This is a genomic window from Bradyrhizobium huanghuaihaiense, from assembly GCF_025200885.1.
In the GTDB taxonomy this organism is placed as follows: domain Bacteria; phylum Pseudomonadota; class Alphaproteobacteria; order Rhizobiales; family Xanthobacteraceae; genus Bradyrhizobium; species Bradyrhizobium huanghuaihaiense.
In genome coordinates this window covers 2,479,482-2,493,221 of sequence record NZ_CP104172.1, presented here as the reverse complement: position 1 = coordinate 2,493,221, position 13,740 = coordinate 2,479,482, and the positions used below count along the sequence as shown (strand labels likewise).

The window sequence follows — 13,740 nt, the reverse complement described above, 5'->3', positions numbered from 1 at the left end:
CGATAGCTGGACACGCACACTGCTGCGTCACTGCTCCTATGAAGTCCGTTATGGGTCAACGGCTGCCCCTCGGCACCTCCATGACGCTATTCCGCTTCCTCGGAAGCGGACAGTGCGAGCACAAGAGCACTAGTCATCCACGGGCCAAATTCGGACTCAGCGTCTTAGCGCTTGGAGGCAAATGTCTGAGGTCGCCTAGTATTCTGCCCCATATTTGAGACCGATTGCGTTGATCTGCTCCCGCGTCAATTCTTTTCGCGGTTCGCCGGGCCGGCTGCAGGTCTCGCGAAAGAAACCGTCGAGGCCTGGGGGCACCATGATCCACAGCAGAACCAGTTCCTGATCTGGACTACTGAAACCATGCCAGGTGTTCCTGGGTATGAAAATCGTTCCGCCTCTTCCGCAAGAGTGACGCACATCGTTCAGCGTGACCGTGCCACTGCCTTCCAGAACGTAGAAGGCTTCGTCCCTGTCGAGGTGTCGGTGAACTGGAATGCCTGAGCCCTTGGGTAGCTGCTGAATGCCGAGGCCAAGATTATTGGACCCCGTTACCGGGTCGGCCTTGATGAAGATGTTGCCGCCATCACGAAAATGGATCAGGTGTTCACCCTCTCCGGGACCAAGCACAAAGCCCTGTGGCACCGGGCTGTGCGACTTCGTCTCGATCTCCTCGCTGTTTGGCATCGCGTGCTCCATTGGCCGATATTCAACAATGAAAAAGCCACAATAGCAGAATGCTGCACCACGAGCGACGCCCATGGTCAAAGACGGCTTTTTGTCAAAGGCTGCCCTCGGCGTCTCCACGATGGCTTTCCGCTCAGCCGTCGGAAGCGGGCGGTGCGAGGCCAAGAGCGGAGGTCAGCCACGGGCCACATCCGGACTCATGCATCGCAGCAAACCCTACACTCTATTCGATTACTTCGTCGGCGCGAGCGAGGAGATAGGGCGGGATAGTAAGGCCGATGTTCTTTGCTGCTTTGATATTGATCGCCAACTCAAATCTGGTCGGCTGTTCGATCGGGAGGTCGGCGGGTCGAGCGCCGCTCAGAATCTTTCCTGTATAGTCGGCAAGTTGACGCTGAACATCGGTAATGCGAGGCGAATAACTCATTAGTCCGCCGGATCTGACGAAAAACGACCATTCATAACTCGCGGGTATCCGATACTCCTCGCACAGGGCCGCGAGTTGCTCTCGGCGTGCAATATAGAATGCATCGGGACTGACAAAAAGGGCGGCATGCTTCCGGTTTCTAATTTCGCCGAAGGCAGCAGAAATTTGCTCGTCGGTGCTCGCCTTCAGGACGTGAATTTCTCGGCCAAGCGACTTGGCCGCAGCTTCGGCATCCGCGACCACTACATTCGCATTTGGGTTCGTTGGGTTTACCAGCATGGCGATTGTTCCGCCTCCCGGCGTCAACTCCGCCAATAGCTCAAGTCGCTTGGCGGTGAGTTGCGGAGTGTACATGCTCACGCCAGTCGCGTTTCCTCCCGGCCTGTTCAAACTGGAAACAACACCGAGATGTACCGGGTCCATGGCAATCGCAAACACGATCGGTATCGTCTTAGTCGCTGCCGTTGTCGCCAAGACTCCGTTTGTACCAGTGGCGGCGACGATCACTCGAACGCGACCCTGAACGAGATCTGCGATCAATTCCGGAAAGCGATCATACTTTCCATCAGCGAAGCGGTACTCGATTGTGACGTTTTGGCCTTCTACGAAGCCCTTGGCGCGGAGACCATCCCGAAAGGCGACGAGCAACTCCTTACTTTTCTCGGCTGAGTCGAAGCCAAGATAGCCAATTGTTGGCAGTGCGCCCTTCTGCGCGTATGCCGCACAAGGGGCGATAGTTGCCGCGACGCTGAAAAGCGCAATCAACCCTCGCCACTTCATTGAACCCTCAAGGTCGTAAGTCCAAGGCGGCTAAGCCAGTATAGGCAAGCTCCTCGTCGCGCGCCACGCAGGATTGTCGTACGTCGAAATGCTGCGGCGCACTAAGTCAGACCAAATTTGGGTCAAAATGCAAAGAATTCAGCGTGAGCATGTCTAGAGTCCGCCATGCCTCGCGGAGCAGAGATCGAAGAGGCGGCTCATACTTCGCTGATGGTCAGAAGCTGCCTTCAACACCTTGCACTGGCCTGGTCGGCTCACCTCCCAGAAGCGACGTCGGGTTCATTCGCAGGGCTTTCGAGCGGCCTTCCCGTCCCCCTCACCGATCAGCGTTGATCACCGTGAACCTGCCCATCGAGCGCCGTCTGGACTGCCAAGGCTCCGCGTCAGACTTCCGATGCATGTGAAGTTGGCGCGCCGGCGTCAGCAAGAAAGACCATCGCCCCAAACGGTGCTTTTGCGCCCCAATCTCAAGCATTGCATCGCAACATAATACTCCGCGAATGCCTCGCCAAGTCGGTGACCGAAAAATTTTGCCGCGCGGTGTTGCGAACGTTTGGGTTGCCTCGTTTGGGGGATGCCAGGGGGGAGCATGCGACCACCTCATTGCGCCCCTGTCAGCAAGTTGCTGCGCCGACCATAGCTTTACGTCTCATCAATGATAGGAATCTTGATTTTCGCAACCTTTGTAACATACTGACGTTCGTCTACATGTTACGAGATGGATAAATGTTACAGCCTATCGTCGCCTACTATCGCGTCTCCCGAGAGAAGCAAGGCCGCTCTGGACTTGGTCTTGACGGTCAGCGCCGCCTCGTCTCGACCTTCGCTTCCAATGAGGCGATGGAGATTGCCGGTGAATTCACCGAGGTGGAGACGGCCAAGGGTGCAGACGCGCTGGAGAGGCGCCCGCAACTTGCGGCCGCCCTGCGGAAGGCCAAGAAGCTGAAATGCCCTGTTGTAGTGGCCAAACTGGACCGCCTTTCGCGAGACGTCGCATTCATTGCCGGCCTCATGGCCAAGCGGGTGCCATTCATAGTCACGGAATTGGGCAAGGATGTAGACTCATTCATGCTGCACATCTACGCGGCCGTGGCCGAGAAGGAACGCAACGTCATTGCTGAACGGACTCGCCTCGCCCTTGCTGAGGCCAAGCATCGCGGCAAGCGGCTTGGCAACCAGAGACAGGCGGACATTAACAAAGCCGCTGCAGCGGCTCGGGACGCCCGACTGGAGCCTATCCTGAAGACATTGTGGGACCTGCCCTATCGCGAGATTGCACAAGAGCTGACTGATCGCGGTATCCCCTCGCCTCGCGGCGGTGCGTGGAATGCGATGACGGTGATGCGCGTCATGAGGAGGCTGGGCATCGCGGCAACCTGACGGCCGCCTGTTCAAGCCCAGCTCTGGCGGTCCTCGGCACGACCGCCACGTTATATTGTACGTTTCCTCACGTCTTGTCTGAGTCGTGAGATTGGCGAGCGTGTGAAGCTAAAGTGCGGTGACGACCATGTGCCTTCCGCTGGAAGCGCAGCCGGGCAACCAGCATTCTTCCACCATGGCATTGGCACACGCTCACTCCGCGCATGGCCAGATTGCCGCAAATCTGCCCGTTGCGTTTCAACGCCCTGCAGGTGGGAAATCCTGGCCGCCCACGTCTAAAGCGGTACCTCACCGCAACGGCTTGCCAGATCGCGTTTCCAGAGCCGGATGTCTTGCCACCCATTTTGCGACGCTCGCTGATATTCAACTGTCGCAGAGCGCTCTCGCCTGCTGCGACAGTTCTCCATCCTCTTATAGGGATGGAGAACAACTGTCGCAATGGCAGGCGACCTCTCCGAATGCGTAGTCATGTCATCAACTTACTGCACATTTCAGGTCTCCGACAGACCAGGATCGGGACTGTCGCAGCACGATGGCATTGGTGAAACGGTTGGTCGGTGTCGCGAACTGTCGCACTGTCGCAGCCCACTTAGCTATCATGCGACACTTCATCGGGCTGTCGCGAACTGTCCCCGTCTGTCGCAACCCACCAAAACCTTTTCTCACCTGCAATTTCGTCGAACTCGACCATCTGTCGCAATCTGTCGTGTCGTTTCGGCTGCCCTTTGACCGCCACGATGCCGAGCAGATCTTCAACCGCCCGCTCGAATGAGCGATCAACAGAACGCTCCTTCTTGTCGAGGGGGACGTCCCGTTTGTATTGCTCCTTCCAATCACGCCAGCTAATCGCTTTGACTTCCGCCCAATTGGACTTCGGGGACTGCACCTTTTTCCATTTGCCATCTTCGATGCACTGCCAAAATGCCTTGCGCGCTGGCTGCCAGCGCTGATTTCGAGCTGAACGCACCGCATTTCCGACGGCATTCGAGTGGAAGGTCGGCACCACGTCCGAAGCCTCGAGCCCATCGTCACCGACATAGCGGTGAGTGCACAGGTTGAAGATCAAGGGCTCTGGTCTGGGCCCTAACCTATTCTTCTCGATCTCCAACAACAGCCCACTCGTTTGACCCGTCTCCGCCTTGATCATCATGGTGATCTCTGTCGCGGCGGGCTTTGCCGTCGATCCACGCACGCCCTTATCCGGATCTTTCCCAGTATGATCCAACACCAGGACCGTCGAATTGAACTCCCGTCCGATTGTGATCAGCTTGTCGTAAATGAGCTCCGCCAGGTGGCTTTTGTCGGGATCCACAGGACCGGCCATGCGCGAATAGGTGTCCACCACGATCAACGCGGGCGCCAGCTTAAATCGTTCAACAATAGCCTTGCTAGCCCACTCCATGATCGTACGCATCGCCTGCACAGCCAATGGGTCGTTGAGCTTCGGAAGTTCGCCAGAAGGTACCACAGCGATAGGTGTGGCGAGCTCCGTCTCCATATTGTTCGGCCTGTAACCGCCGATAGCCTGCTCGATGCAGCGCAAATAAGGAACTGCTTGGAGCTCTCCTTCGGCTGCAAACCACACAACCCCGCCAACACGGTTCACTGGATGCGCCGGGTGGAACACGTGCCCAGTGCCGACGCTAAAAGCGAACAGCTCAGTCAGTTTCGTTTTGCCAACCGACGTGGGTCCTGCGAGAATCTGAATGCCACCATCGATCAATAGCCCCTCGATCAGATACTTCGGAGGCACGACGATCTGCTTTTCCCAGGCGAGAACAATATTCGGCCTACGCTTCCGATCAGCAAAAGGATCATGGAAGCCCTCATCGAGGGTGTCGCGAAAGCCAGGTTCAGGCGAGATACCCATTCGACCGTCCTTCTCGGCGCAATCATTGATCCGCTATGCCAATGTCGCCTATTCCACGAGGTCACTCCCACCTACCGTAACAGTGCATACTGGGCACGCCCCAGCGTGGTGCCATTAGGAACGCGGGTGACGGTCACCGAGAACCGTCCGGCTTGGCCCGAGCTGCCTCCTCGCAATAACGGGACCAGAGAACAGAACGCGTGTCAGCGGGAAGGTCGTAAAACGACACCCACATCTCCCCGCCCTGTGCACGCGCGAAGTAATGACGCCCCCACTGCGACACTCGAGCGGGAGGCTCGTCGATAAAGTAGGGATCGAGGGTCGGCACATACTTGTAGATCACGGTCGCGGTCTCGGGCTCGATCTTCAGCCCTTCCGCCTTTCTGATCGCATAAAAATGGTTGACGTCGAAATTGCACTCTCCGAAGTCGGGCCCTCCATAGAGCCAGGACTGGTGCGGGCCGCAGTCGATCTGGCCGTCGGACAACCGGTGCACGGAAAGGATCATCAATGCGTCAGCCGGCTCCAATTGGTTGAACGGAACAAAAAAACAGGACTGCCCCGAAGGCAGCTGGACCCAATATTTCGCCTGCTGGCCATCAAAACCCGTGATCCATCCCAAAGGCGGAATTGGACGCGGGCCGCGATGCATCAAGAGGAACCGATCGTTCGCGTTATCGTGCGGATGCAAAACCAGCCCGAGGTTGGGCCCGGTATATCCGGTCTCCCGCACGTGCATCCACTCACTTCGCCGCTTTGTCGTTCGATGAGTTGTCATTGGTCACTCCACAAATCAGGTTGCTCTACTTTCGAACTCAGAAGGTCCGGCCTGTCGGCCAAATAGCCGCCAGCGCATTCGATGCGCGCGTGCGACTGTTGCAAGCAGTTGGGGATTCATGACCGATCTGCCGCACTGTTGGCTTTGGCGAGGACCGGGTGTAAAAGGCGGGTTAGTGCTATCGACCGCCACCACACCCGGTGGAAACAAGAAAGCGCCGCCCTCTCGCCAAGGGCGGCGCTTTTCTATGCGCTGCGAACGCCATCGCGCGTCGCGGCGGACTCCTCCGATGCACAGACATTCTTGCTGGTCGCCTCAGTCTCGCGCGCAGCAATCCATTCAACAGCAGCGAGCTGGCTGATGCGCACCGCCCAGCCGATGCGCATTTCACGCGGCGCCAGTCCTTGACGCTTCAGCTTTTCATAGGTCGAACGGCTGATGCCGACAGAGCTGCAGAATTCGTCAACCGACCAGCTCAGTCGCGGCACTGGGTGCTTTTCGATGTTCTCAGCGATCGAGCGAGCCATCGTTGTCCTCCTCTATCCACGGCGCACTGCGGCACCTTTCCTACAGAATGCAGTCGCTGATCGAGAGAAGGAAGAGCTGATCTTGGGGCCTCGGTGTCAGCTTGTTTCACGGTGGTCACGCTCACAAGCTTTTGAGTCAGACCTCGACGCGCACCGCGCCACCGATCTCACGCACATCAAACGCCGCGATCGCCCACCAGAGAGAACAACAGCTCTGCTGGAATGAAGCTTTGCTTCGGGACGTTGAAGCTTTGCTTCACGAGGTGCGATTCTGAAGCTTTGCTTCAATCTAGAAGGCTCCATCGGACATCTGCTACAACGAGGATGTCGCCGCTACATCAAGCGCGCCCGAGCTGTTTCACATCTGGAGCCGAAGGAGTCAGAATGTCCGAAGATTCCGCGAAGCGTCGTGGACGCATCATCACCGAGAAAGAGGTCCTCGAAATCATCCGACTGAGCCGGACAACTCTCTACCGTCTGGTGAAAGCAGGAAAATTTCCGCCGCCTCATTACGCCACTGAAAACAAGAAGACCTGGCGTGACAGCGAAGTCTACGCTTGGTGGGAAACGGCTGATGCTCGCAATCCGAATCGGAGACGCGGTGGGGGACGTCGCCCGAATCCGCGCAATTCGGCGCGGTAAACACCGCAAGTAAAGTGGAGAGTCATATGACCAATCAGACCACGAATGAAGCGATCGCCGCCGGCTACTCAGAGATGGCGCCGACCTACATCGTCAAGCCGCGCGACGATGGTCTCAACGCAGATGTCCCGAGTTTCCTGACACATGTTGCCGTTCCCTCGCGGGATTTCACCAAGCGCATGCGCGGAATTGAGATCGACCGCGTTGTCTCCCCTCGGAAAGGGTGGAGAATGGCTGAGGAAGGTTACAGCCGCTTTGTCGCCCGGCAGTACCTCGTCACGGCCGAACGGCATCCCAGCGGCTGGACAATTGACCGTATCAATCTGCACGCAACACCGGGCGAACCTAGCTCGATCGCTGCTCCGGAATTCTTGTGCACAGATGAAGGTATGCCCGTGCTGTATCCCAGCTTGTGGTTCGCCGCGGCTGCAGTGGAGAATGCTGGTCAGCTCGGGCTGACGTGGAAGGCCTATGCAGGCTGGGAATAGGAGGTATCGAGCTCCACGTTCCGCCGATTGATTGCACCGCCCGCCTTACGCTGTTAGTGCCGGAGCGAGATGCGCAATCGATCGGCGGCGTTGTAGGTGCAATACCGCTGTTACTAATTCGGATCGGTCAGCGCGTCATCATTACACGCACAACTTCAACCCGGTCCAAGCTGCTCAGGCAGATGTCGGTGAAGCGGATGACGGGCGCACTCCACAAGCCGACGGGGTCGAAGAACGAAAAATCTAGGACTTAACTGCGGCGGTGCTCCGGTCAGCGTTCGATCTATGAATCGGTCGGCCGTGTGCCCAGCCGCGAATTAGCAGGATCAAGCATCGTCACCGGCGTGAGCCAGCCGCGCCAGTGCGGTGACGACGTGTTGCGGATGTTGGTCACCGGCGGGCCGCCGGTCCGCGGCGGCGGCACGTCCCAGCGCATCAGGGTCATCTGGCACCCAAGTGTTGCGCATTACCGGCGCGGGATAGTCTAAAAATACTCCCTGCATCGCAGCGAGGTTGCCGATGTAGCAAATTGACCATCTGGAAGAGATGGATGATGGCCTCTTGGCTCGTTGTGTTGAATTAAGGCGCGGAGAGTACCGAGAATAGTCGCAGACGTGAGGACCGAGCAGCTCGACTTGCAGAGTGGCCTTACTTCTTGAGAATGCCGATATCCGTGTTGCCTAAGTTCTTTATGGCGCGCTCGGCGGCGGGCGTATCCACCGCGTTGTCGTGGGAGGCTGGAGCCGGACTAACGGAGGAAGCATCCACATCACCGGTCGCGGCGTGGCTGAGCGCATTGCCCACGTTGGGACGGGAGGAGCCCGCAGTACCGCTTACGGTATGACCGGTCGATAGGGTGCCGCCCACATAACCTGTGGAGCCAGTTGCCGCGCTTCCACTCGCCGCGGAGCCGCCACTGCTCGATCCACCCGTACTCTGGCCGAACGCGAGCGAAGCGCCGCCAACGAGTAAGATCAAGATAACGGCGAAGTGGTTCACAGAGCGGTCCTCTACGTGAATAACCGCTCAATAAGTTGCACGTCCGAAAGTTCCATAGAGCCAGGGAGACGGTCTGATTGGTATCGCGGCCAAGACATCGGACTTCGAGATAGCAGTATCCAGCATTGAGCGCGCCACCCAACGTCGGCGAGGGCTGCGCCGGACCCTTGAAGCCGAGCATGCGCAGGGTCCATGCCTCGCAGGCAAAGCCGGTCGGCTTGCTTGCGTGCTTCCGCCGCTAGTTCCGCAGCCGCCCTGACCGAGCCGCCGTAATGCCAGCAGGGCTCCAGGGAGGCTCCAGAGCGCGCGGCCACGAGACCAGCATTTGATCGTTCGAGCATCACGAACGCGCACCGGGAACCCCTATTCGGTTTCTGGTCCTTTGGGACCGGCCCTCCGACAGGCCTGTTCGCGGGCGAAACATTCGCCCAGCTCATGTGCTTTATCGCCGCTATCCCTGCCTAGGAAGTGAGATGTGACATTCGAAGGGAGCGTGCGGGATTTGCGCCTGAGATCGAAACGTTGTCACCTCTTCCGCGAGGACAGTTAACGTGCTGGCCTGATTGAGGAGTGTTCTGATGCGCCTTCCAGTCCTTGCAATTCTCGTCAGCGGCGCACTCTACGCCGCCACATCGGTGCAGGCGCAGACCTACGATCCCACTTACCCGGTTTGCCTCCAAGTCTACACGGGTGGCTTCATGGATTACTATTTCGAGTGCGCCTACACCAATATGGCCCAGTGTCAGGCCTCCGCATCGGGCCGCGCGGCATCATGCGTGGTCAATCCCTACTATGCCGGGAAAGGAGGAAAGCCCGCAGTGCGTCACAAGCGAACGCATCATCAGTGACGATGTAATGCCGTCTGCTCCCGGTGCGCGCCGCCTGCCGCTATGTGACGCAGATCCAAATCCGTCACTGTGACGGATTTGCCCAAGATCTTGACGCGGGTCGATGACGATGCCGCGTTCAGAACAGCGTACGCCTTGGCGGAACAACATACCGACGCGGAAATTTAGTTGCTCGTTAGCCCTTCACGCGGGCTGGCCTGAAGGGTTGGCAGGACGGCTCCGGGTCCCACCCCTGGGCTAACCGGAGCCGTCTTCTCGCTCCGAATTTAATCTGCGATATTCGTCATTTGGTACATACGAACAGAAATCTCAGGCTGAGATTACTGCCAGCGCATGCGTTTCGTAGCGTGCGTTGGCGGCCCCCGGCTCGTCCCCCTCCAGCCCCAGAGATGGGCTTGGGGCCGTTCCGAACCCATACACTGCACGCGAGTGCTGGCGCACCTCCGATTCGGATTGCTTGTTCGCTCTTCAGGCTGGCAGGGCGGCCTCGGCCATTGCCTCCAGTGCGTCGGGGCCGTCTCTCACCGGGATGGGGCCGCGCTCCGAAACCGTCCTGCCTTTGCTGGCCAATGTTCGCCAAGCGCGATGTCTGAGCGGCCGGTGTCGAAGATTTCGCTACGTGAGCAGCGGCAGCAACGAAACTGGACGAGCCGATAGAAGCCCGGCACAAGACCAGAGACCGCCATCGGCCAAGCCGCACAGCTTGGACAGGATGGCAGGATGCAATCGGAAAACGACATGACGCAAACTCGGTTCGTGGCCCGCTCGGACGAACCGGATTTATTCGCACAAGTTCCAAAGGCCAGCTCCCGCGCCCGCGCGAACGCTGGTCGAGACCCGGATCATTGCTTCTTCGTCAGCAACATAGGTTATCGCCCGCGACCCGGCGCAGGGGCATAGTGATCTTGGACTAGCGGAGAGCCCTCTGCTAGCCCCTGTGCTTTCGGCCTCAACTTTGCCTGCGAAGGGTTGGGGCCGCTTTTTTTTGCAAGGGGCTGGCGGCTTGCCGACCGCCAGCAATGCAACTGATACCCCAGAATTGGTCCTGCACGCGCCTGTAGGCGGGCCGCTTGCGGTTCTTCATTTACTTAAAGGGTACCTAGGCGACCAGCTCAGGCTGAACGGCGGGAGCTCCCATGGGGATGGTGCTTAAACAGGAGATCAAGCTTCACAGGTTCGCCGGTATCTCGCCAGAACAATCTTCTGCCCATGCTGCCCGCCACCGCCAGGCGATGGTGGCCGCCGAGCAGAATATGATCATCCGTTGCTATGGCGATGACCTCGCCGTCTTCGTCGACGATGACCTTCATGCGCTGCCTCCGATGCAACGCCCCTCATCGCAGCCGCCACGCTCCGCAATTTATCATCTAATCTCGTGCCTGGGCCAGCGTTCCAATGCACGAAGTTCACGAATCTCGAATTGAGATGCTGCGCGGCCCATTGTGTACTTCAGCACAAGTAAGCGCCCAAGCAGAGCAAGTAAGTCCCGTAGGTGGTTAGTCGAAGGGACAGCTTTACTTTCGTTTGCGTCGTGTTGGTCTCCGGCTGAGCCGTTTGGCGTTTGCCGCGACCTTCCTTCGGTACTGCTCAACAATCTTGTCTGCGGATGCGCCAGCCATCAGACTTTTACCGGCCTTCGCCGCCGCAAAGATTTTCTCACCCACCATGAGTTGGGCTTCACGTCGAGCAGCTTTGCCGCCGCCCATCAGCTTCGCCATCCGCAGGCCGATAACGCGGTTGCTTTCCAACCCGAGCAACATCCAGTTCCACATGCGGCGATATTCCTGGCGAGGCGGATAATTCCGGATCACATCAAGAGCCATGGCGTGCGCGGGGTCCAATCAAAGCCGCCTGGCTCGCTACGACGGGCAGCGATCTACAACAATCTGCTGGCGCCAGGGCTAGTGCAATGGTTCCTTCACCTTGATCCGGGGATACATCCGAATGGGCGATAGCCGGAAATCGCTTCGCGCTGAAGAATAAGCGCTGCTGCTGGGGGCCAACGGAGATGTCCGATGGGTGTGGCAGGCTTGCGCTTCGCGCATTTGAAGAGAACTCTCCGCGTTCGGGCCGTCGCTATTGGCGTGCTGGAAGAACTACCGTTTATCTGCCCAGTGGCGGTCGCAATTGGCTCGCTGATCATGATCGGCATCACGCTCTGCAAGGATTGGCCGCAGTGAGGTATGCCCGAAGGCAGCTATTGACCCTGAGCCGCCATTCACAGGCAGCACGCCACTCCTTAAAACCGCCGCGGTTCAGGTCTCCGCAACGTTCGGCGATCAGCCATCCGTCGATGCCTCCGGGCAGCTTGACGTCCGTGATAAGACCGTCGGCGATAGAACGGCCGAGACTCAACGCGCGCAGGGCTGATTGTTCTCAAACTGACACCGTTGAGCATAGGTCTGGAAGATCGCTAGCTAGACGTTTGTTGGTTGGAGTTGCTACCTAAAGTAATCTCGACATTGCAGAACGCGCGATTGATCTCGGTTTATGGGAGCTCCGACAATCTGACTTGGAACGCCACATCACAATCCCTGTTGACCTTTTCAGAAATGAAGTCGCCCCCCATTTTCTTGGAGCGTCAGATGAGCAAACGCAAACCGGCGACAGCGCTGAAGCGCGCCCGCAATCCGAAATTGGCCGCGCGGGCCCAACGGAATAAGCAGGCCATTGTTCGAAGCCAGAAAGAGGATTTACTTCGCTCTGTTGCGGCAGTCCCGATTGAGCCGCCTCTTGGGCTTCATGATGATCCTAAAGAGCCTCGGGTGGATGCCTTACCCGATGACCTCAGTCAGAGAATGACGGGTAGCGATCCAATGAAAGGCTTTGCTTTAGCGACGGCAAACATGCAGGCGTATCAAGCAAAGCTTCTTGAGATTGCCGGGGCCAACGCGCAATTAGCTTTTGAATTCGGCCTCAGACTTGGGTCGATCAGGTCACCAACTGAATTGTTCGGCGTCATTACGGAGTTTACAAACAGGCGGTTCGATATGTTCGGGCAGCATTCGAAAGAACTGGCGGCATATCCGTTCTGGCGCATCAATCCGCCCCGAGATACGGCTCTGCCGGGATGATTACTGGCATCGACGCAAACGCGGATCACGCACGCGCCGGCCACGGTTGGTTGCTCTCGGCTGGGGAGCGCGGCTTACAACGAGGGAGTCGAATCAGTGCTTGCCATCGGCGAATAGGTTGACACCATGTCCACAACTGAAACCGTGCTGCTGATCGTTTTGGCCGGACTCGTCATTCTGATCCTCGCCAACATCGCGTTTCAGGCGGTAGCGGAGCGAAAGAATCCCCCGATCGGCGTCTTCACCGATTGCGACGGTGTGCGCCTTCACCATATCGAACGGGGCGATGCCGCCGCGCCTTGCGTGGTCCTGTTTCACGGAAATGGCACCATGGTTCAGGATCTCGTCATAAGCGGTTTGGTCGACCGCCTGGCCCAGAGCTATCGCGTCGTTTGCTTCGACCGTCCAGGGTTTGGCTATAGCCACCGTCCGCGCACACGCATCTGGACGGCCACAACGCAAGCTGCCTTGTTCGCGAAGGCTCTTGATCAGCTTGGGGTGCGCAACCCCGTGGTGCTTGGCCACTCCTGGGGAACGCTGGTGGCGATCGCGCTGGCGCTGCGAAGCGGCCATGCCGTGAGTGGGCTGGTGCTTGTGTCCGGCTACTATTTTCCAACCGCTCGGGCGGACTTTTGGCTCATGTCAGCTCCGGCACTGCCGCTGCTCGGCGATCTGATGCGCTACACTATCTCGCCGATCATAGCGTGCGCCATTATGCCGAAGCTGATGCGCACCTTGTTCGCGCCGCGCGCCATCCCGCCGGAATTCAAGAACGAATTTCCGATCTCATTGGCTATCCGACCCAAGCAGTTGAGGGCGGCCGCCGAGGAGAGTGCGTTCCTTATTCCAGCTGCTGCGCAGTTGCGGCTTCAATATCGGGGTATCCGGTGTCCAGTTAGGATCGTGCATGGAAAGGCTGACCGGCTCATCGAAGCCGACCAGTCGCGCCGCCTCCACGCGGTGTTGCCCCGCTCCCTGCTTCATCTGGTCGAGGATGCCGGTCACATGGTTACCTATGCAGATGCGGCGGGAATAGCGGATGCCGTGGCGGCGCTGGCGCCCACCGAACCAGTGAGGACCGTATAGGCTTTCTTGTTGCATTGCGGGCGTCCGGAAGTGGCCCTAGCGGACATGTCCCGGCCGGAGGGGGAGCCTTCCGAGGGGAGCTACAGGACACCGGCCCAACGGTCGCGCCAACGCGCAGGAAGGGCCGTAGAGCTAAGGGCACCGGGGCCGGGGCCGC

General features: G+C 58.5%; 16 protein-coding genes and 1 pseudogene. 7 read left to right on the top strand and 10 right to left on the bottom strand.

Annotation, left to right across the window (positions count from 1 at the left end; genetic code table 11):
* Positions 1-195: 195 nt before the first annotated feature.
* Together N2603_RS11765 and N2603_RS11760 are read right to left on the bottom strand one after the other, a co-directional pair.
* Positions 196-804 carry a cupin domain-containing protein gene (locus tag N2603_RS11765; protein WP_260388860.1) on the bottom strand — a complete coding sequence of 203 codons (609 nt, stop codon included), beginning with the start codon at positions 802-804 and terminating at the stop codon, positions 196-198.
* Positions 805-907: 103 nt separating this feature from the next.
* Positions 908-1,891: an ABC transporter substrate-binding protein gene (locus N2603_RS11760; RefSeq protein WP_260388859.1), complete on the bottom strand. Its 984-nt coding sequence runs from the start codon at positions 1,889-1,891 to the stop codon at positions 908-910.
* Between the two features lie 726 nt (positions 1,892-2,617).
* On the opposite strand from N2603_RS11760, the gene N2603_RS11755 reads away from it, so the two are divergent.
* On the top strand, positions 2,618-3,271 hold the full coding sequence (locus N2603_RS11755; protein ID WP_260388858.1) for a recombinase family protein: 654 nt from the start codon (positions 2,618-2,620) through the stop codon (positions 3,269-3,271).
* Between the two features lie 589 nt (positions 3,272-3,860).
* Here N2603_RS11755 and N2603_RS11750 read toward each other — a convergent pair.
* The 3 genes from N2603_RS11750 to N2603_RS11740 all read right to left on the bottom strand — a co-directional run bounded on the left by N2603_RS11750 (position 3,861) and on the right by N2603_RS11740 (position 6,446).
* Entirely contained in the window at positions 3,861-5,141 is a 1,281-nt protein-coding gene (locus N2603_RS11750) for an AAA family ATPase (RefSeq protein WP_260388857.1), read from the bottom strand.
* Positions 5,142-5,274: 133 nt separating this feature from the next.
* The gene (locus tag N2603_RS11745; RefSeq protein ID WP_260388856.1) at positions 5,275-5,919 is read right to left on the bottom strand and encodes a hypothetical protein; all 645 of its coding nucleotides are present in this window, start codon (positions 5,917-5,919) and stop codon (positions 5,275-5,277) included.
* Positions 5,920-6,164: 245 nt separating this feature from the next.
* Entirely contained in the window at positions 6,165-6,446 is a 282-nt protein-coding gene (locus tag N2603_RS11740; RefSeq protein ID WP_260388855.1) for a transcriptional regulator, read from the bottom strand.
* Positions 6,447-6,830: 384 nt separating this feature from the next.
* Between N2603_RS11740 and N2603_RS11735 the strand changes: the two genes are divergently transcribed.
* Both N2603_RS11735 and N2603_RS11730 read left to right on the top strand, forming a co-directional pair.
* Complete coding sequence (locus N2603_RS11735; RefSeq protein ID WP_260388854.1) at positions 6,831-7,088, top strand: helix-turn-helix transcriptional regulator; 258 nt, start codon at positions 6,831-6,833, stop codon at positions 7,086-7,088.
* Between the two features lie 26 nt (positions 7,089-7,114).
* Positions 7,115-7,576 (top strand): hypothetical protein, encoded by a 462-nt coding sequence (locus N2603_RS11730; protein WP_260388853.1) that lies wholly within the window; start codon positions 7,115-7,117, stop codon positions 7,574-7,576.
* 283 nt (positions 7,577-7,859) lie between these two features.
* Here the strand turns inward: N2603_RS11730 and N2603_RS44740 are convergent, their stop codons facing one another.
* The 3 genes and pseudogenes from N2603_RS44740 to N2603_RS11715 form a co-directional block, all read right to left on the bottom strand.
* Complete coding sequence (locus N2603_RS44740; protein ID WP_311741285.1) at positions 7,860-8,021, bottom strand: hypothetical protein; 162 nt, start codon at positions 8,019-8,021, stop codon at positions 7,860-7,862.
* Positions 8,022-8,224: 203 nt separating this feature from the next.
* Positions 8,225-8,575 (bottom strand): hypothetical protein, encoded by a 351-nt coding sequence (locus N2603_RS11720; RefSeq protein ID WP_260388852.1) that lies wholly within the window; start codon positions 8,573-8,575, stop codon positions 8,225-8,227.
* 61 nt (positions 8,576-8,636) lie between these two features.
* Positions 8,637-8,865: pseudogene (locus N2603_RS11715) on the bottom strand (hypothetical protein); the annotation flags it as partial.
* A gap of 288 nt (positions 8,866-9,153) precedes the next feature.
* Between N2603_RS11715 and N2603_RS11710 the strand changes: the two are divergent.
* Positions 9,154-9,423 (top strand): DUF3551 domain-containing protein, encoded by a 270-nt coding sequence (locus N2603_RS11710; RefSeq protein WP_260388851.1) that lies wholly within the window; start codon positions 9,154-9,156, stop codon positions 9,421-9,423.
* Positions 9,424-10,535: 1,112 nt separating this feature from the next.
* Here N2603_RS11710 and N2603_RS11705 read toward each other — a convergent pair.
* Entirely contained in the window at positions 10,536-10,733 is a 198-nt protein-coding gene (locus N2603_RS11705) for a hypothetical protein (RefSeq protein WP_260388850.1), read from the bottom strand.
* A 204-nt stretch (positions 10,734-10,937) separates the two neighbouring features.
* The gene (locus N2603_RS11700) at positions 10,938-11,246 is read right to left on the bottom strand and encodes a hypothetical protein (protein WP_425248982.1); all 309 of its coding nucleotides are present in this window, start codon (positions 11,244-11,246) and stop codon (positions 10,938-10,940) included.
* Between the two features lie 192 nt (positions 11,247-11,438).
* Here N2603_RS11700 and N2603_RS11695 point away from each other — a divergent pair, with 192 nt between their 5' ends.
* The 3 genes from N2603_RS11695 to N2603_RS11685 all read left to right on the top strand — a co-directional run bounded on the left by N2603_RS11695 (position 11,439) and on the right by N2603_RS11685 (position 13,583).
* The gene (locus N2603_RS11695; protein WP_260388849.1) at positions 11,439-11,603 is read left to right on the top strand and encodes a hypothetical protein; all 165 of its coding nucleotides are present in this window, start codon (positions 11,439-11,441) and stop codon (positions 11,601-11,603) included.
* Positions 11,604-12,008: 405 nt separating this feature from the next.
* Positions 12,009-12,497 carry a phasin family protein gene (locus N2603_RS11690; protein ID WP_260388848.1) on the top strand — a complete coding sequence of 163 codons (489 nt, stop codon included), beginning with the start codon at positions 12,009-12,011 and terminating at the stop codon, positions 12,495-12,497.
* A gap of 126 nt (positions 12,498-12,623) precedes the next feature.
* On the top strand, positions 12,624-13,583 hold the full coding sequence (locus tag N2603_RS11685) for an alpha/beta fold hydrolase (protein ID WP_260388847.1): 960 nt from the start codon (positions 12,624-12,626) through the stop codon (positions 13,581-13,583).
* Positions 13,584-13,740 lie beyond the last annotated feature (157 nt).